The 18,881-nt window shown below is 46.8% G+C and carries 20 protein-coding genes; 6 read left to right on the plus strand and 14 right to left on the minus strand.

Annotation, left to right across the window (positions count from 1 at the left end):
- The first annotated feature begins 155 nt into the window (after positions 1–155).
- A complete protein-coding gene (locus tag BLQ79_RS00520; protein WP_091362711.1) occupies positions 156–1,130 on the plus strand; it encodes a phosphatase domain-containing putative toxin in 975 nt (324 codons plus the stop codon).
- A gap of 44 nt (positions 1,131–1,174) precedes the next feature.
- Here BLQ79_RS00520 and BLQ79_RS00525 read toward each other — a convergent pair whose 3' ends face one another.
- The 11 genes from BLQ79_RS00525 to BLQ79_RS00575 all read right to left on the minus strand — a co-directional run bounded on the left by BLQ79_RS00525 (position 1,175) and on the right by BLQ79_RS00575 (position 11,876).
- Positions 1,175–1,939 (minus strand): hypothetical protein, encoded by a 765-nt coding sequence (locus tag BLQ79_RS00525; RefSeq protein WP_091362712.1) that lies wholly within the window; start codon positions 1,937–1,939, stop codon positions 1,175–1,177.
- Complete coding sequence (locus BLQ79_RS00530) at positions 1,936–2,682, minus strand: hypothetical protein (RefSeq protein ID WP_091362714.1); 747 nt, start codon at positions 2,680–2,682, stop codon at positions 1,936–1,938. Before BLQ79_RS00530 ends, BLQ79_RS00525 begins: the two co-directional genes overlap by 4 nt.
- Positions 2,683–2,730: 48 nt before the next feature.
- Entirely contained in the window at positions 2,731–4,188 is a 1,458-nt protein-coding gene (locus BLQ79_RS00535; RefSeq protein WP_091362716.1) for a nicotinate phosphoribosyltransferase, read from the minus strand.
- Between the two features lie 300 nt (positions 4,189–4,488).
- On the minus strand, positions 4,489–4,716 hold the full coding sequence (locus BLQ79_RS00540; RefSeq protein ID WP_091362718.1) for a DUF4911 domain-containing protein: 228 nt from the start codon (positions 4,714–4,716) through the stop codon (positions 4,489–4,491).
- Positions 4,709–5,941 carry a peptidase U32 family protein gene (locus BLQ79_RS00545; RefSeq protein WP_091362721.1) on the minus strand — a complete coding sequence of 411 codons (1,233 nt, stop codon included), beginning with the start codon at positions 5,939–5,941 and terminating at the stop codon, positions 4,709–4,711. Before BLQ79_RS00545 ends, BLQ79_RS00540 begins: the two co-directional genes overlap by 8 nt.
- Positions 5,942–6,058: 117 nt before the next feature.
- Positions 6,059–6,649: an O-methyltransferase gene (locus BLQ79_RS00550; RefSeq protein WP_091362723.1), complete on the minus strand. Its 591-nt coding sequence runs from the start codon at positions 6,647–6,649 to the stop codon at positions 6,059–6,061.
- Positions 6,650–6,655: 6 nt separating this feature from the next.
- Positions 6,656–8,008 (minus strand): endolytic transglycosylase MltG, encoded by a 1,353-nt coding sequence (mltG, locus tag BLQ79_RS00555; protein ID WP_234944876.1) that lies wholly within the window; start codon positions 8,006–8,008, stop codon positions 6,656–6,658.
- A 114-nt stretch (positions 8,009–8,122) separates the two neighbouring features.
- Positions 8,123–9,040, minus strand: a complete 918-nt coding sequence (locus BLQ79_RS00560; RefSeq protein ID WP_091362725.1) for a 4Fe-4S cluster-binding domain-containing protein — start codon at positions 9,038–9,040, stop codon at positions 8,123–8,125.
- A gap of 156 nt (positions 9,041–9,196) precedes the next feature.
- Entirely contained in the window at positions 9,197–10,201 is a 1,005-nt protein-coding gene (gene bioB, locus BLQ79_RS00565; RefSeq protein ID WP_091362727.1) for a biotin synthase BioB, read from the minus strand.
- Between the two features lie 204 nt (positions 10,202–10,405).
- On the minus strand, positions 10,406–10,831 hold the full coding sequence (locus tag BLQ79_RS00570; protein WP_091362729.1) for an Hsp20/alpha crystallin family protein: 426 nt from the start codon (positions 10,829–10,831) through the stop codon (positions 10,406–10,408).
- Positions 10,832–10,964: 133 nt separating this feature from the next.
- The gene (locus BLQ79_RS00575; protein WP_091362731.1) at positions 10,965–11,876 is read right to left on the minus strand and encodes a metal ABC transporter solute-binding protein, Zn/Mn family; all 912 of its coding nucleotides are present in this window, start codon (positions 11,874–11,876) and stop codon (positions 10,965–10,967) included.
- A gap of 151 nt (positions 11,877–12,027) precedes the next feature.
- Between BLQ79_RS00575 and BLQ79_RS00580 the strand changes: the two genes are divergently transcribed.
- Positions 12,028–12,693, plus strand: coding sequence for a metal ABC transporter ATP-binding protein (locus BLQ79_RS00580; RefSeq protein ID WP_091362733.1), 666 nt, complete (start codon positions 12,028–12,030; stop codon positions 12,691–12,693).
- The gene (locus tag BLQ79_RS00585) at positions 12,686–13,480 is read left to right on the plus strand and encodes a metal ABC transporter permease (protein ID WP_091362736.1); all 795 of its coding nucleotides are present in this window, start codon (positions 12,686–12,688) and stop codon (positions 13,478–13,480) included. The genes BLQ79_RS00580 and BLQ79_RS00585 overlap by 8 nt, the downstream gene beginning before the upstream one ends.
- 127 nt (positions 13,481–13,607) lie before the next feature.
- Here BLQ79_RS00585 and BLQ79_RS00590 read toward each other — a convergent pair whose 3' ends face one another.
- Positions 13,608–13,853, minus strand: coding sequence for a hypothetical protein (locus tag BLQ79_RS00590; RefSeq protein WP_091362738.1), 246 nt, complete (start codon positions 13,851–13,853; stop codon positions 13,608–13,610).
- A 193-nt stretch (positions 13,854–14,046) separates the two neighbouring features.
- Between BLQ79_RS00590 and lpxC the strand changes: the two genes are divergently transcribed.
- The 3 genes from lpxC (at position 14,047) to lpxA (ending at position 16,349) form a co-directional block, all read left to right on the plus strand.
- Positions 14,047–14,886 (plus strand): UDP-3-O-acyl-N-acetylglucosamine deacetylase, encoded by an 840-nt coding sequence (gene lpxC / locus BLQ79_RS00595; RefSeq protein ID WP_200779793.1) that lies wholly within the window; start codon positions 14,047–14,049, stop codon positions 14,884–14,886.
- A gap of 17 nt (positions 14,887–14,903) precedes the next feature.
- Positions 14,904–15,368: a 3-hydroxyacyl-ACP dehydratase FabZ gene (fabZ, locus tag BLQ79_RS00600; protein ID WP_091362742.1), complete on the plus strand. Its 465-nt coding sequence runs from the start codon at positions 14,904–14,906 to the stop codon at positions 15,366–15,368.
- 168 nt (positions 15,369–15,536) lie between these two features.
- Positions 15,537–16,349, plus strand: coding sequence for an acyl-ACP--UDP-N-acetylglucosamine O-acyltransferase (gene lpxA, locus BLQ79_RS00605; RefSeq protein WP_091362744.1), 813 nt, complete (start codon positions 15,537–15,539; stop codon positions 16,347–16,349).
- A 195-nt stretch (positions 16,350–16,544) separates the two neighbouring features.
- Here lpxA and BLQ79_RS00610 read toward each other — a convergent pair whose 3' ends face one another.
- The gene (locus BLQ79_RS00610; RefSeq protein WP_091362746.1) at positions 16,545–16,727 is read right to left on the minus strand and encodes a hypothetical protein; all 183 of its coding nucleotides are present in this window, start codon (positions 16,725–16,727) and stop codon (positions 16,545–16,547) included.
- The gene (gene feoB, locus BLQ79_RS00615; protein WP_091362748.1) at positions 16,724–18,862 is read right to left on the minus strand and encodes a ferrous iron transport protein B; all 2,139 of its coding nucleotides are present in this window, start codon (positions 18,860–18,862) and stop codon (positions 16,724–16,726) included. The genes BLQ79_RS00610 and feoB overlap by 4 nt, the downstream gene beginning before the upstream one ends.
- Positions 18,863–18,881: the final 19 nt, after the last annotated feature.

Consider the following 18,881-nt stretch of genomic DNA (forward strand, 5'->3'; position numbering starts at 1 on the left):
CAATGCTTCCTTTATTTTAGTTTAAAAAGAGAAAGGATGCTATAGCCTTTTCCGTTTATCCTCCGCATAATGGAACCCCGGGCAAATTCCTGTGCTACAATGAAACTGATATATGCATCATAGCTCCAACTATTAATTTCCTGAGGTTTTTATCAATGAAACTACAATGGATGACCACCCTTCTCCTGACTTCCTGTATTTCCCTTGCCGGATATTGCGGCTCCGGCGCGGCGGAAATGCATTCGCCCATACCGCTCCAGCAGGAAATTCCTCCGGCCCCCGGGTACTTTAATGGACGCCTGTGGAGGCTGGACGCTTCCGCTTCTTCCCCCTTCCCTTCCCATTTCCGGACATCGGCATCCGCCTTTGATTTATCTCTGCCTCATAAGCTGCCCCTGCCTTCCCGCAAAGGACTTGACAGACTCCGTATATCCGGCAGCGCACAGCCTTCCGGTATGGCCATCCCCGCCCTTGCGCGCCATCTGAAATATCTGGCTTCAGGCGGCCCGGTTTTCCTGATTGATCTCCGCCAGGAATCCCACGGGTTCTTTAACGGAAATGCGGTAAGCTGGTATGGCAACCGCAACTGGGCCAACCGGAATAAGACAACGGAAGCGGTCTGTCAGGACGAAAAAGAACGGATTCAATCCGCCTGTGGCACTCAGGTCACGGTATATTCACTGAATGAAGAGAAAGAACCGGCCGATGCAGAAAAAATCACTGTACAGTCTGCCAGTACAGAGGAGGCCTTAGCCGCCCGGGCCGGGCTCCATTATGTCCGCTTTCCCATAACCGACCATACGACCCCATCCGAAGCCACCATACGTCAGTTCATTTCCTTTATGCGTAGCCTGCCGCCGGATGCATGGGTTCATTTTCACTGTGAAGCTGGCATGGGCCGTACTACCACAATGATGATTCTGTGGGATATTTACAATAATCCGGAACTGCCGCTGGAAACCATAGTGGAGCGACAGCACCTTATCGGAGGAGCGCAGATCAGCCTGTATCCGCAGGAAGAACGCAAAGGCCCATGGAAATTCAATGAATCCCAAAGCCGGGCCCGGATAATACATATGTTTTATGACACTATGCATTCCCAATCAGCTTCCCATGCTGACAGGGCATAAAAAAACAGGGGTTGCGAAAGAAATTACTTTCGCAACCCCTGTTTTTACTGTGCCATTTTCCTGACCAGTTCATCTGATTTTTCTTTGATCAGCTTAAATTCACTATCCCGGCAGATTACCGTCATAAAATGAATATGTGCCTGAGAACGGAACAGATACTGACGTATGTGCAGAGGAAAGAGTATTCCGTCAATCGATGCCACCATGCGCATATCCGCCACATAGATTCTTGGTCTCTGTGACAGAAGGGTTGGCCCGTGAATCTGATTTACATCCACAGCGGCAAAATCATATGGCAGTGGAAAATCCTCATCCCTTACGGCCTCTACTCCATGCAGCAGACTGGCATTAATGATATCTCCGGCTGCCATCTGCATACGACCATAAAACGTAAGAATATTCTGTGAAGCTTCCGGCATGGTATCTGCAGCAAAGAATCCTCCCAGAACCGGATCATCAGCCAGTGAATCCATCATGAAGACCAATGCTGCTGTCTGCCTCCCCTTCTGGGAAATCAGCAGTGTTCCTTGAGAAGACTCTGCCCTTCCCACAGGATAAAAAGAAACATGACGTGGAAAAGAAGCTTTCTGCATCACCCCATCAGCCAGCTTTACAGAACGCTTAAAATAATTCTGCAACGCTATCTTTGCCTGCATCTGCTGATTTACCGTATCCTTCACCGTATCTATGGTTTCCGCTGCCTCATAAGGCATATGAAGTTCTGCTCCCGCTGTAGCAGGTTCTTCAGCCAGAGCCACTGCATTGCCTGCAATCAGCAGTGTAGCTATTCCTGCAATCAGGCGTTTCATCGGCTGGCTCTCCTGAGTGCTTCCTGCAGAATAGGTTCAAAATAATTTCCTGCCGTTTCATCCGTGAGAATCAGATTATAGGTTGTACCTTCCTTGTTCTCTAAGGAAAAACCGCCTGCATAAACCGGAAGCAGTAAGCCGCTCTGATTAATCAATACGTGAGCATGTACTTCCTTATAATCAATTCCCTTTTGAGATTTTCCTTCCCTGACTTTAGAAACATCGCTGACACTGACTGCCTGATTTTCCTTATTCAGCGCTCTTCCCAATGCTTCCCCCAGAATATCCTGCACAGGCTTTTTGCTATCCTGTACCCCTTTTTCACTCAGTACACTCTCATCAATCAGCCGTTCCAGAGCTGCCTTATCCTTATCCGATACAGGCATGGAAACCACAAATCCGGTATAGAAGGTATTGTTTACTTCACTTCGAACCTGATACATACGGCTATTCTTCAGAAGAGAAGCTGTCAGTTTCGCCAGCTCTTCTGCATTCTGTTTGTGCTTTTCGTTAAATATGCCAGCTTTGGTAAACTCCTTCTCCAGTGTCTTTACCAGATTGTCTGATTCCAGAAACTCAGACACGTATGTCCCCAGAAAAGAACTTTGACCGTTCCAGACGGTCACTTTATCAGTAAGCGGCAAAACTTCTCCCTGTGGAAGCACCAGATTATCCGCAAAGACACCAGTCATACTCAATGCACAAAATCCTGCAGTTGCTGCTGCACATAACCACTTTTTCATAAATTCTCCTTTCACGGAAAAATATCATAGCCCTCTCCCTGACTACTATCAGGTAAGATGATGTTTGTCTGCCAGTTCTCTGGCAATAATTTCCTTCTTGAGCTCCTGCAGTCTGCAGGACAGATTAACTTCCATAATATCCGGATTGACCAGCCGGGTATATTCAGGCCACAACGTAGCCATTTCCTGATTTGCATAATCAATGATTTCTGAAATCTCCGGTAATTTTACCGCCTTTCCCTTCTGAATCAGAGGCTTAAGAAGAGGTCTTACAGTAAACGATCCAGCCCGGAGGTGTTTCTTTCTCCAGGGAGCTGCCTCCGTAACGAAAACCACATCCCTATCTTCCCGGATTTCCTCTCCCTGAAGGCATACCAGATCGGTAATCATCTTTCCATTATCCTTCCGATAGAAGCGGTATACTTCCTTAATGCCCGGATTGGTAATCTTATGCACATCTTCAGAAATCTTCATTACCGGCTGAACTTTGCCATCTTCCCATCTTGCACTCATCTTGAAGACTCCACCCAGAGCTGAAGAGCCATCTGCAGTAATGCATTTGGTTCCTACACCCCAGGAAGTTATGGTAGCGCCCTGGTGTTTCAGTGACTGAATCAGATATTCATCCAGATCATTGGATCCACTGATGATGGCATCCGGCAATCCGGCCTCTGTAAACATTCGCTTTGCCTCTTTGGACAGATAGGCCAGATCCCCGCTGTCAATGCGGATACCATATACTTTTGGCAGTTTTCCCTGTGCCTTTAACTCATGGAAAACCGTGATCGCGTCCGGTACACCTATTTCCAGCACATTGTAGGTATCTGCCAGAAGAATCAGGTTCTCATGATAACATTTTACATATTCACGGAAAGCATCAATTTCATGGTCAAAACTCATTACCCAGCTGTGAGCCATGGTCCCCAGTACAGGAATATGGAATCGCTGACCAGCTTCCACATTACTGGTCCCATTAAACCCGCCAATCATGGCTGAGCGGGCTCCCCAGAGTCCGGCCGACTGCCCCTGCGCTCTGCGCAGTCCAAATTCCATAAGTGCATCACTGCCCACTACCGTACGAATGCGCCTGGCTTTAGTCGCTATGAGACTTTCATGATTCATAATCATAGAAAGTCCTGTTTCCATCAGCATGGCTTCTGCTGTAGTTCCATGGAAACGAAGCAACAGTTCTCCAGGGAAAACAACCGTCCCTTCCGGAACGGCATAAATATCCCCATGAAAGCGGAACCCGGCCAGATAAGACAGGAATTCTTCGCTGAAAATTCCAAGACTTCTTAAATAAGCTATATCTTCTTCATCATACCGAAAATTATTGACAAACTCTGTCAGATGAGAGAGCCCTGCCACTACAGTATATCCGCCGCCAAAAGGATTCTGCCGGTAAAACCGATCAAAGACTACCTGATTTTTATGCCGCCCCAGCCGAAACAGCGCATACGTCATCGATATCTGATAAAAATCTGTCACTAACCCTGTAGATTTCATTCTGAGCCTCTCCTCGTAATAAATGGTTTACACATGAATCTCGGATTAAACACCAGTCAAAATCTGACTTCTTATTAGTATACCACCTCGGATGGTTCTTCTCATCTGTCAGTTTCATCCCGGCTTTCGTCTGATAAAAAATTAAGAATCTGAAGAAGTGCTGACTCGAAGTGGCATATAGATTAATACCCCAACATTTAAGGGCTGTGTGAACATGAGATGGTTCACACAGCCCTTAAAACTGTAATCTGAGAAATGCAAGGTTTCTAATCTGATATCTGCAACCTTACTGCCTGCCGTCTATTCTGCCTCCTCACGGTTTCTCAGTATCTTCACCGGTACGTCATCAATACTCTTCAGAACTTCTATGGCAAGCGGCCGGGTATCCTTTGTCGTATGCACCACACAGGTAGCCCTTTTGGCATTAATGGTTGTAAGGATTCCCAGATATTCATACCCTTCCAGAATCCGGTTTACATAATTCACTGCAGAAGCAGGTACCTCTATATATAATTGTTCATCATCCATTATGATTTGGCCTCCTCAGAATCGTATAATCCGGAAGAGTCTGTTCCGTTTCCATTGTCAGAATTTCCAGCGGATGCGGTGCCTTATCCACCTCTTCTCCCTCCTGGTTAAACAGTCTGCCCACGGTAATATTAAACACATCGCCCGCCGGAGTCAGACATTCCAGTGTTTCCCCGGTGGTAAAGTGATTCCGCTGCTGCACGGTCACGCGGCCTGATTCCCCCTGTCCCGGCTGCACAAGCCCTACAAAATCATAGGACTGTACCGGCTGGGACTTTTCATATTCCTGTGCTGTATAGTCCGGATTCTGGAAAGCGAATGCCGTCGTGTATGGACGATGGGATACCTTTTCCAGTTCCGCACGCCATCTCCAGTCCGGCTTATAGTCTGCTCCCTGTTCATAGTAGGCATCAATAGCCTTTCGATAGGCTGCCACCACGGCGGCCACGTAATATACACTCTTCATGCGTCCTTCAATTTTCAGGCTGGCTGCCCCGGCTTCAATCAGATCCTTTACATGGTCAATCATGCACAGGTCCTTGCTATTGAAAATGTAGGTTCCGTGTTCATCTTCTTCCACCGGCCAGTACTGTCCAGGACGTGTTTCTTCCACAACGGAATATTTAAACCGGCATACCTGAACACATTCCCCTTTGTTGGACTGTCTACGACCATTAGTAAAAAAGTTGGACAGAAGGCAGCGACCGGACCAGGAAATGCACATAGCCCCGTGGCCAAAGACTTCCAGATCCACATCCACCTTCCGGTGAATTTCCGCCAGCTCTTTAAGAGAGACTTCCCGGGCCATAACCACACGTTCCGCGCCCATATCCTTCCATGCCTTTACCGTACGCCAATTAGCCGCGCTGGCCTGTGTACTTACATGGATAGGAAGGCCAGGTGCCACTTCCCTGCACAGATGGAATACCCCTAGATCAGATATTAATACGGCATCCACATGAATAGATTCCAGGAATCGGAGATAATCATCCAATCCGCGAAGATCATCATTTCTCGGAATAATATTAACCGTTACATATACCTTGCGACCTCTTGCATGGGCAAAATTCACAGCTTCTTCCAGTTCTTCATTATCAAAATTTCCACCATATGCGCGAAGACCAAACCCTTTTCCGGCCAAGTATACAGCATCTGCACCATACAGAATGGCCATCTTCATTTTTCCCATATTTCCGGCTGGTGCCAGCAATTCGATTTTCTTCATTTATCCTCCTGAATCAGAGAAATCATCAATATTGTATATAATCATAAAAATCGCTGTGAAGGAAATGATTTCTCATCTTTCACAGCGTGGATTGCTTTCTGAATCATTTATGCTATTTTAACGCTTAACAGAAACAGCCAGCCCATCCCCTTCTTCATCAATTATTGTATCATAGGCTGAGTTCACATAGCGGATATAATCCCTCAGGCGCATAACCAGTGTCCTGTATCGATGAGGAACCTGTCCCTCTGCCATCACCAGTCCTCTGAACAGCACATTATCCGCTGCAATGACAGCATGAGCTGTCAGAAGTGGTTCCAGCATTTTTAGCTCCCGGAGATACTGCCCTTTGGGGCCATCCAGAAATACAAAATCATACGGACCCTCCAGAGTGGGAATCACCCTGGCCGCATCTCCCAGATGACCATGCCAGCGATGACTGACTCCTGCCTTTTCCACGGCTTCCTCAGCAATCCGGTAGCGCTGTTCATCCACCTCAATGGTATCAATATGCGCTTCCGGAAATTCATGGAGAAGGAGCAGAGAGGAATAGCCAATAGCTGTCCCTACTTCCAATATCCGTGCCGGTGATGCCTTTCTGGCCGCTTCAATCAGTGCCTTTCGCTCCGATTTCCGGATAATCGGCACACTATGCTCTTCTGCATAGGCTTCCAGGGAAGCAAGAACTGCCTGTATTGTATGCGTCATCTCCTGTTACCCCTTAACTGAAGCCACAGCGACCTCATGTTCATCCAGAGTCCGCGTAAATATATGATGTCCATCCGGTTTTGCTACATAATAAAGATATTCTCCAGGTTTTGCAGCCAGAACCGCCTTAATGGCATTCATCCCCGGTGCCCCAATAGGTCCTGGCGGCAGTCCGGTCCGACGATAGGTGTTATACGGGGAATTAATCCGCGTATCAGCGATCGACAAATGTTCTTTCGGCTTTCCCAGGGCATACTGGATAGTTGCGTCAATCTGCAGCGGCATATTGATTTCCAGCCGTTTCAGAATAACCGAAGCAATCGGCACCTGATCTTCTCTGAACTTAGCTTCCTTTTCAACCATGGAGGCAATAGTCATCAGATCATGCAGACTCATTTTCTTTTCTGCAGCTTCTCTTCTTATCTCGGGCGAAAGCATCTTATCGGTGTGATCATACATCAGATCACAAAGCTGTTTCGCCGTATAGTCTTTTGGGATATCATAGGTATCCGCAAACAAAAACCCTTCTCCTTTTACCTGTGCGGGTTCAGGACCATACATATAGGTGAGCGGACCATAGGAGGCAGCTTCCGCTGCAAAGTCATCCGCCCCTTTTATATCTGCCTTTTTTAATGCTTCAGCAATCTGGGATACCGTATAGCCTTCCGGAATGGTGACCGTAGCAAAGTCATTACCGCCCTTATGGAGCTCAATAATGGCTTCCTTAACTGTAATTCCCTGATCAAACTTATAATGACCAGCCTGCAGTTTCTTGCTATCCCCCTTAACCGCAAGGGCTGTACGGAATACGAATGCATTGGAAATAACATGCTTTTCTTCCAGCATATTCCCGATTTCCGCCCCGGTGGCATTAGCTGGAATATCAACAGTCACTGTACCATGTGCTTCCGGTTTCTGAATCTGATAGAAATATTGTCCAGCCCAGATAAACAGCATAACCACGGTTACAGCAATCATGACATAACCAATCCAGAGTGTGATTTTGTTCCCCCGGCGGCGGGATTCATAATATTTCCTTCTGGCTTCTTCATACTTTTGCTGCTTTGCCAGCTTCTTCTGATTCCGCTTTTCCTGCATCTGGCGTTCGAACTTACGTTCTTTTTTCTCTTCTTTTCGTTCCTTCGCCTTTTCCGAAGCCCTTCTGAGGCTTTTTTTCAGGCGGTGCGTATGTTCCTGCGGTGCTGCTACATCCTGATCCGGCGTATCATCCTGCGTTTTTGCAGCAGCGGTTTCAGAATCCTCATGCACTGCTTCGTTGTGAGATTCCTCGCCATCATTTCCGACAATAGACTCCCATACTGACGCAGGCACTGACATTTTATTTTCCTTATTCTTCATGCCTTTTATTCCTTTTTAACCCCGGGTATATGGTATTATCCCCGGAAAAACAATAATGACATCTTATTATACCATAGGTCCCATATTCTGAAAAAACGTCCCCCTGCCGGACCATCAGAACTCCTCTTTGGATGGTTCCCGTACCCCTGCCCCATTAAAGGCCGGAATATACACCGCATCGGACGAGTCAGCTTCCTGCGTGTATCCATCTACGATTCCCAGTTCTTCCATACAGGCTTCCGCCTCATTATATTCCTCTTCTGTGAGGCGGCGGTTGATTTCAGGAAATTCAGCGGCCCGTCCCCACGGCACATATTGCCGCATAAGAGAAAACAATACCTGCCCCGGCGCAAATGTTTCCGCCACATACCTGAGCACTCCCTTTGTATTTTCCAGATTTCCCGGAAGTATCAGATGCCGGATGAGCACCCCTTTTTTCAGTATGCCGTCACTTCCTATTTCATAAGGTCCGGTCTGCCGGTACATCTGCTCAATCGCCGCTGTGGCCTTTTCAAAATAATCCGGCGCGTCACTGTACCGCGCTGCCGGTTCCCGAAGGGAATATTTCAGATCCGGCAACCAGCACTGTATCTTTTTACGCAGAAAGGCCACGGTATGAACACTTTCATACCCTCCGCAGTTATACACCACTGGCACAGGAAGCGGCTCCCTCAGACTTTGAAATATAGCATGGGTAAAATGAGTGGGCGTCACCAGATCAATATTATGGGCCCCCTGGGCAATCAGTTCAAAGTATATCTGTCTGAGCCTTTCCACACTGATTTCCTCTCCATGCATCAATTCAGATATCTCATAATTCTGGCAATATACACAGGACAGGTTACACCCGGCAAAGAATACTGTACCAGCTCCACGGGTTCCACTGATACAGGGCTCTTCCCAGTGGTGAAGGGCCGCCCGTGAAACTATGGGCAGCATACCGGAGCGGCAATACCCGGCCCGTCCTTTTTCATGAATGGATTGTTTTCTGTCCACCTTACAGCTTCTGGGACAAACATTACAGAAACTCATAATTCCTCCTGAGGGACTTTCCCTGCATGATAAAAACGTATCCTTATTTTATACCATACATTCCGGCTTATCCATAAAAAATAAGGAAGCAACCTTTCCATCAGGAAAGGTCACTCCCTGTATATACCGCATGTGACAATATGCAATCATGAATATTCAGATTCCCCGTTCCGAACCAGTAACGCACCGGCCCAGATCTCTCGTCATCTGCTTATCCAGTGCCGGATTTCTTCCGCCGGTAGTCAGATATCCGCCTACCATAATGCCATCCAGTCCGCCGCTCATAGCCAGTGCCTGCAGACTTCGCAGATTGACCTCCCGCCCTCCGGCCGTACGGATTAATGCATGTGGAAGAACAAAACGGAAGACCGCAAATGCACGGAGAATTTCCAGCGGAGGAACCGGTCGGTTATGAGCAAACGGCGTCCCCCTGACCGGATTCAGAATATTGAGCGGCACAGAATCAATATGCATTTCTTTCAGCTTAAATGCCATTTCCACCCGCTGCTCCAATGTCTCTCCCAATCCCAGAATACCTCCTGAGCAGACACGTATCCCCACATCCTGTATTCTGCGTATGAGCCTTTCCTTATCTTCCATAGTATGGGTTGAACAGATAGACGGAAAGTAAGATGGCGCTGTTTCTATGTTGCAATGAAACCGTGTGATACCGGCCTCTTTAAGCCGTAAGGCCTGCTCGCGTGTAATCAACCCCAGAGAGCAGCACACTTCCATATGCAGTTCATTGCGGATTCTTTTCACCACGTGAATGATTTCTTCAAATTCTCCTGCATTATCCTGGTTCCGTCCACTGGTTACAAGAGAAAAACGAACAGCACCAGCATCTCTGGCCTTCCTGGCCATATCCATAATCTGTTCTTCCGGAAGCAGGCGGTATACCCTGGCTCCGGTATTCCAGAAACCGGACTGTGCACAGAACCGGCAGTTTTCCGGACAATGGCCACTTCGTGCATTGACAATGGCACAGAAGTCAATCCCATTCCCCTTAAATTTCTGCCGGATCTTATCCGCCATAGCCAGAAGGACCATCGTATCTGCATCTGAGGTATGAATCAGTTCCATCGCTTCTGTTCTGGTAATTTCCTGTCCATCCATCACCTTACCTGCCAGTTCTATAATGCGTCTGCAGGATAACTCCATTCTGGTATCCTCCTTTTTATAACCCTTATTACCTTATTCATCTTATGCTGATGCATTAAGGATACCCCGTAAGATATCATTAGTCAACTTTTTATTTTATATGAGGTTGACTAATGGCGCACAAAAAAACAGGTGATTCCTGGTTCACCTGTTTTTCAGTATACTTGCTTTTCAGATTATCAGTTATCCACTGCCATACTCCGCTTATTCAATGGCAATATGTGTCGGTCCCTTATCAATTTCCGGTTCAGCCTTCGGCAGGGTAATGGTCAGTACGCCATCATGGAGAGCAGCCTTAATCCCATTTTCCTTGATTCCCTTTACTGCGAACTGGCGACGGAAATCGCTGGCATATCTTTCTTTACGAATAAAGTTCTTATCCTTGTCATTAGTTTCCTTGCTGTTATCCTTGTGGGCTTCCAGAGTGAGCACACCATGTTCATACGACACATGAATCTGATCCTTGGTAAACCCCGGGAAATCAGCAACCACTTCGTAATGATCTTTCTTATCTTCAATGTCCACTCTCGGTACACTGATACGATTCCTCATAGCCGGAGCATTATCAAAGAAAGAATCCCAACCATCATCCATAAAGAAATCATCAAACATTGGAAGCAAACTACGCATACAAAAGACCCCTTTTCTTAAATTACAATCTGTAATTTTTTCTCAGGTAAGGTAATCAGCTTATTCGGTTTGTCTTGCCTTACATCTTGATTATATCACTATTAGCACTCATGTCAAGAGAGTGCTAATAATTTTATTGCATGGCTTTCAAAATTTTTTCCAGATTCCTTCTCATCCGTTCTACATACGAGCTCTTATCATCCGATGACTCCAACGTATCAATGGATTCAGTCGAAGCTCCCGCTGATTCTGCCAGTGTCTGGGATACGGCAGGACTTACCAGCTCTTCCGTAAACACGACCTTCACATGATGCGCCTTGCAGAAATCCGCCAGTTCCACCAGCCGCTTTGCTGAAGGTTCCCCAGAGGCAAATGCATCTTCCACGCTTACCTGCGTCAACCCAAAGTCACGGCACAGATAGGCGAATGCCGCATGTCCGGTAACCAGTTCTTTCCTGGGCGCATGACTGAATTTCTGCTGATATTCCTTTTTCAGCGCATCCGTCTCAGCAGCAAACTGCCTGTAGTTATGTTCAAAATATTCCCTGTTTTCCGGCGAAACACTCTGCAATTCATTTTTAACAGCCAGAGCCTCAGCCTTAGCCTCACTGAGCCCCATCCACACATGCGGATCATAAGCACCATGTTCCTTCCGCTCCTCCGGATCTACAAGCGGAATCGGAGTAATGTGCCTGGATAAGTTCACCGTTTTCAGTTTCGAATTATCTGCCGCCTGGATAGCCTGGTCTGCCCATGGCTCCATTCCCAGCCCGTTGTACACAAACAATCTGGCTTCCTGCAGTTTCTGAATGTCGCCCGTTTTTAATTCAAACTCATGTGGTTCTGTCCCCTCGGGAATTACCGTAAGTACCTCAACCTTATTTCCTCCTATGGCTTCCGTTATTTCCTTTGTCGCTTCGAAGGAAGCAACAACAGGAATCCGTCCATCATGAGAAAATCCGGTTTCTACCGTTCCACACCCGGCCATTATAGCGGTCATGAGCACTCCCATCACCATGACCCCTGCCTTCTTTATATAGTTCATTTAGATCTCCTTCTCTTAATTTAAGAATGATTCTTAAATCTTATCTCCTTTATTTAGTGTATCAGAGGTGTCAATAGACACAGTTTTTCAGGTTGCTATCTGACTCAAATGATAGTAAGATGTAAGGATAATTCAACCATATGAGGTGTCTATGATTACAATAACTGATTTAAATTTTTCATACACTGGGAAAAAGCCTTATCTCCTGTCAGAAATCAACCTGAATGTTCCCCAAGGAGCCTATATCTCCATTGTAGGCAACAACGGATGTGGCAAGTCTACACTTTTGCGTCTGATTCTCAAATTCATGCTGCCCACCCACGGTTCCATCCGTATCAACGCTTCACGCATCGGCTACGTTCCGCAGAAAAAAGATACAGATTCTGCATTCCCCATCACTGTAAAAGAAGTCATCCATTCCTATGGTCGTATACTTCACCTGCACTCAATTGATGTCCGTTCCATCCTGTCAGTAACCGGTATGGAGTCTCAGGCTGAAGAACTGGTTGGTAACCTGTCCGGCGGCCAGTATCAGAGAATGCTTATTGCCAGAGCACTTATGGGCAATCCAGATCTGCTGATTCTTGATGAACCATCCACCGGCGTGGACGTGAGCAGCCAGAAGGAAATCTACGCTGTTCTTCACCGGTTAAACACTGAGCAAAGGCTCACCATTCTTGCAGTAGAGCATAATCTGTACGCTGCCGCCAGATATTCCAGTATGCTGTATCATATTGCCAATGGGCATGGCCACCTGTGCACGCCTCAGCATTATCTGGATGAATATATGACCAGGGAGGGATCATTCCATGCTTGATTACACCTTTATGCAGCACGCGCTGCTGATTTCCATCTGTATTGCCATCCTCTGCCCATGCATCGGTATCTTCCTTGTACTGAAACGGTATTCCATGATTGGTGATACACTGGCTCACGCTTCACTGGCCGGCGTAACCCTGGGCCTGTTTTTCGGGGCAAGTCCAATTGTTTCTGCTTTTATTTTTACCTCTGTTGCTGGTGTCTCTATTGAATTTCTCCGTCAGTATTTCCGAAAATATACGGATCTGATTCTGGCTATTGTACTGTCTGTTTCCGTAGGCATTGCCATCACCTTGATAACCTCCGGGGTGCTTCATGCCAACGCCAGTGCCTATCTGTTCGGAAGTATACTCACCGTAAGCAACGTGGACCTGGCTGTAACCGCCGCCCTCAGCCTCGCTGCTGTAGCCACTTTTATTATTTTTTATCACCAGCTTATTTACCTGGCATATGATGAAACGGCAGCCCGCATCGCCGGAGTCCATGTAAAGACCATAAATTATATTTTCTCCATTCTGGTTGCCGCTGCCATCGCTATTTCCATCCGTTCTGTAGGAATGCTGGTCATCTCCTCTCTCATTGCCCTGCCAGTAGCCTCAGCCCTACAGCTTCGCAAAGGATTTAAAGCCACATTTATAGCCTCTGTAGGTTACAGTTTTTTTGCCATCCTGTCCGGACTGGTCATCTCTTACTATGCCGGAGCCGCCCCAGGTGGCATCACAGCTCTGGTTGCTGCCGGTGCCCTTCTCGTAACCATGCTTTTCACCCATAGCAGAAATCGCTGACCCCATTTCAGAGAAAGTATACAGGCATCCTTTCTGAATAAAAATAAAAAAAGGGGTTGTAACGAAACCCATGGCCACAGGCCTTACTTCGTTACAACCCTCTTTTTGCTACGCACAGGGCTGGTTGTCAGTTCTTCCGCCGGGTCATCATTGCCTGCCGGAGAGATTCCCGTCTCTTCTGTGCCTCTCTCCTGTCCAGAATGACCGGATGCCCATTAACAGTCGCATACGCAGACGCCCCCTTCTTATGACGCCTCAGGGAAGAAATACCACACCGAGCACCCCCGGCAGCTCCCTGTATGACTTTTCGCAGGGAAAATACAAACCACGCAGCCAGGCCCAGAATAATCAGGGCAGTTATCAGCTGATTCATTATGACTCCTTTATATGAACGTGAATGAGAATGTAAATCATTTGCATTTCAATTATACAGGATTTTCCCTGTTTTTACAAAGGATAATCTTATATCTTACTTCTTAATTTATAGCTTCCCGCATTGCATGAGATGTCAGAACATAGTAGAATTAAATGATGTGTTTTTTCACCTGTATGAAGGGAGTTTCATTGTGGAACATTTACAACATACTATAAAAAAAGCCGTTTCCTATCGTGGGAATGGGCTTCACTCCGGAATACCGGTAACGCTTACCATGCTGCCTGCTGAACCGGACACGGGTATTCGATTCCGGAGAGTGGATCTTCCCGGTCATCCTGAAGTCCCGGCCCATATTGAATATGTGACCAACACCATGCGTGCCACCACCCTGGAAAACGGCAATGCCAAAGTCTTTACAGTAGAACATCTTTTATCCGGACTATATGCATTATCCATCAACAACTGTATCATTGAAATGGATTCTCCGGAACCGCCGGTCGGCGATGGCAGCGCCAGAACGTTTGTAGACCTGATCCGTGAAGCGGGTATAGAAACCCAGGACAAGCCGGTATCGGTTTTCAATCTTCCGGAAAGTGTTTCGGTATACGAAAAGAACAAGTTCATTGCTGCTCTCCCCTATGATGGTCTGAGAGTGACATTCACTTCCATCAATCCGCACCCTATGCTGGGAACACAGATGTTTGATCTGGTCATTACACCGGAATCTTATCTTAAGGAAATTGCCTCCGCCCGTACCATTGGATTCACCTGGGAACTGGAAGCCATGAAAAAACTGGGCCTTGGCAAGGGCGGTACACTGGAAAACGCCGTAATCTATTCCGAAGATGCCTGCCTGTCTCAGCCACGGTGGCCTGATGAACTGGTTCGTCATAAGATTCTCGATATCCTCGGTGATATCTCTCTGATTGGACCGATGCATGCCCACATCATAGCTGTATTGGGCAGCCACAAGCTGAACGCAGAATTATCTGCCAAGCTGATAAAGATACGCAATGAATTGCATGTATAATCAGGAGGTTTCGTATCATGGAAATAAATATTGAAGAAATCATGTCCATCCTTCCGCACCGTTATCCGATGCTTCTGGTAGACCGTATCACAGAACTGGTTCCGATGAAGTACGCTATCGGCATTAAATGTGTAACCATCAATGAACCTTTCTTCCAGGGACATTTCCCGGGAAAACCGGTTATGCCAGGCGCATTAATCTGTGAAGCCATGGCTCAGGTAGGCGGTGTAGCCCTCATGTATCCTCAGGAAAACAGAGGTCTTATCCCTATGTTCACCGGCATGGACAAGGTACGTTTCCGTACTCCGGTACGTCCTGGCGATGTACTGACCACCAAAGCCACCATCCTTAAGATTGTGGGCCGTATGGGCAAAGTCCACTGCGAAGGCACCGTTGACGGAGTTCACTGTGCCGAAGCGAATTTCCTCTTTTACCTGGCGGATAAGGAACCGGCAGGCGCACATGAAAAATCATGTGATTAAAAGAGAAAATCAGCTAAATTATGTAGCATAGCCAAGCATTTTTGTGAAATTGAAGAATTTTGCTTATTTGTTTCTTCTTTTGGCTGTTTCTAAAAACAAAAGAAATTCTGACTATGTTATAAAGAAAGCAATAATAAAGCAAAATCAATTTACGAAGGAAGCAGGACAATGGAACTTAAAGTTATAAAAAATGTGGACCCACAGATCCACCCGACAGCCATCATAGATCCTACCGCCGTTCTTCACAAAAATGTTGTTATCGGTCCATATGCAGTAATCGGACCTGACTGTGAAATCGGTGAAGGTTCTCGCATCGACGCACATGTCGTTATCGGTGCCCATACCCGCATGGGAAAGAATAATCATATTTTCCCTCATGCCGTAATCGGGGAAGAACCTCAGGACCTGAAATATCATGGAGAATACAGCACCGTAGTCATAGGTGACTCCAACAGTATCCGCGAATACTGCACCATCCACCGCGCAACCGGTGAAAATCAGGAAACCCATATTGGCTCGCACAATATGCTTCAGGCCTATGTACATATAGCTCATAACTGCAATCTGGGAGATTATATTGTCATTTCCAGCTTCTCCGGGCTGGCAGGCCACGTAACGGTGGAAGACCATGCTGTTATCGGCGGAATGTCCGGAATCCATCAGTTCGTCAAGATTGGTTCCGTAGCCATGGTAGGTGGTATGTCCAAGATTGTTCAGGACGTATGTCCTTTTGTCATTGTGGACGGAAATCCATCTCGCGTAGTGGGCCTTAACAGTGTAGGCCTTTCCAGAAATCATATTAACCAGGATATTAAGAAGGAACTAAAACGCGCTTATCGCCTGATTTTCCGTTCTGGTCTCCGCCTGGACGATGCAATCAACCAGATGGAACAGGAGCTCTCCTCTACACCGGAAATTGAACATCTGCTGTCTTTCCTCAGAAACTGCGACCGTGGTCTCTGCCGTACGAGAGAACGATAATATTCACTGTATAATTTAAGGCCGCTGTGTGATATATATTTTCACACAGCGGTTTTTTGCTGTCCCGAATTCCTGAATCCTTTGTTACCGGGAACAGTCCCCGTGAGAATTATCGATATCTTCGTTTTTACCTTTTTTCATAATCCATAGCAAAAAAAGGATGTAATCCCTTTTCGGATTACATCCTTTTTAGACTTATATGAAATTACTGACAACACGGTGTTTTTTATTATCCGTATGTTTCTTTTGCCTGCAGCAGTCCCCACCGCCACCATGACAACCGCATCCGCCGCCAAATATGGTTCGGCAGGCTTTTCGAAGCGCCAGTACAAACAGGATAATAAGTACCCCAACTACTACATACGAGGGACCATTCATGCCGCTGCCCCCTCTCGGGTTTCATTTGATGCCTTATCATGCGGTGCTGGGCGAAGGATAAAGTACAGCGCTGCAAGACAGAGTACAATCGCCACTCCCTGCCCTAAGCCAAATGGCATACCATAGAACAGCCAGCCTCCCAGCTGATAGGTTACCAGGGCCATGGAATAACCAATGGCAACCTGGAACAGAATAGCAACAGCTGCCCATTTTCTGTCACCCATTTCACGAGCAATAGTCGCCATAGCCACTACACATGGCGGATCAAACAGGTTGAGAATCATATAGGACATAGCCGCAAGAGGAGTAAACATACCGGCAATGCCAGCCATGACCGCTTCATCCGCGTCTGAAGTAATACCATTCAGTACAGCCAGTGTACCGATAGCGTTTTCCTTAGCCATTTCTGCAGAAATAACTGCAACGGCTCCCTTCCAGCTGCCCAGTCCCAGCGGGGCAAAAACCCAGCTGATAGCATTTCCGAAAAAGGCCATCATACTGTTTTCAATATCCACCATTTCCAGATGGGCATTGAATGTGGAGAAAAACCAGATGATTACGCAGGCGGTAAAGATAATGGTCCCCGCCTTGATGATAAAGCCACGGGCTCTTTCCCACATATGAATCAGTACACCCTTCATGGACGGGATATGGTATGCCGGAAGCTCCATAACAAAGGGAGCCGGATCCCCTGAAAACAGGTGCGTCTTCTTAAGGGCTATACCTGAAAGTACGATAACCGCAATCCCCAGGAAATACATGGCCGGAGCCAGGAATATGGAATCCGGGAAGAATGTGGACGTAATCATACTGATGATGACCGCCTTGGCTGAGCAGGGAATAAATGTGCAGAGCATAATGGTCATGCGGCGATCGCGTTCATTTTCAATCGTACGGGTAGCCATAACCGCAGGAACACCGCATCCCATTCCTACCAGAATTGGAATGAAGGACTTTCCTGAAAGTCCGAAACGGCGGAAAATCCTGTCCATGATAAAGGCAACACGAGCCATATATCCTGAGTCTTCCAGAAGGGACATAAAGAAGAAAATAAGGAGGATCTGCGGCACAAATCCCAGAACCGTACCAACGCCTCCGATAATACCGTCTACAATAAGGCCGGAAAGCCAATCCGGTGCCTGAATGGATGCCAGGAATGAAGTAGCAGCATCATTCACTATCTCCCCAAAGAACACATCGTTAGTCCAGTCTGTGGCCCATCCGCCAATCGTAGTTACTGAAATGTAATAGACCAGCGTCATAATTATGAAAAATATAGGGAGTGCAAGGACACGGTTGGTTACCACGGAATCGATCTTATCAGAAAGAGTCATGCTGTGAAGCTGTTTTCCTCTTGTCAGAATCTGATCGATAATCCGGGTAATATATTCATACCGCTGATTGATGATAATGCTTTCTGCATCATCATCCATCTCTTTTTCGCAGTCTTTAATATGTGCTTCCAGATGATCGTGCAGCTGCTGAGAAAGGTGAACCTGGGATGCCATTTCTTCATCCCTTTCAAAAATCTTGATAGCATACCAACGCAGCAATTCTGGTTTCACCATATTATAAACAGACTCTTCTATGTGAGCCAGCGCATGTTCTACACTTCCGGTAAATACATGCGCATGTTCATCTACTGTCCTGCCGGCCTGCGCTATAGCAAGCTCTGCCGCCTTACGGCAATTGGTTCCATGCAGTGCACTGATTTCCACCACTTCACAATGAAGGAGTTCAGAAAGCTTCTGTAAATTGATATGATCCCCTGATTTCTTTACGAGGTCCATCATGTTTACTGCCAGCACCATAGGGATGCCCAGCTCTGCCAGCTGAGTGGTCAAATACAGGTTTCGTTCCAGGTTTGTCCCATCGATAATATTCAGAATAACATCCGGGCGATCATTCACCAGATAATTTCTGGCCACCTTTTCTTCCAGAGTATAGGGAGAAAGAGAATAAATTCCCGGAAGATCCTGTATGATAACATCCTTGTGCCCCTTAAGAAGACCATCCTTTTTTTCTACAGTAACCCCTGGCCAGTTTCCCACATACTGAGAACTCCCGGTCAGTTCATTGAACAATGTGGTCTTACCACAGTTAGGGTTACCTGCTAAAGCAATTTTTATTGACATTGTATTCTGCTCCTTCCGG

It is taken from the genome of Dialister histaminiformans, from assembly GCF_900103425.1.
Taxonomy (GTDB): Bacteria; Bacillota; Negativicutes; order Veillonellales; family Dialisteraceae; genus Allisonella; species Allisonella histaminiformans.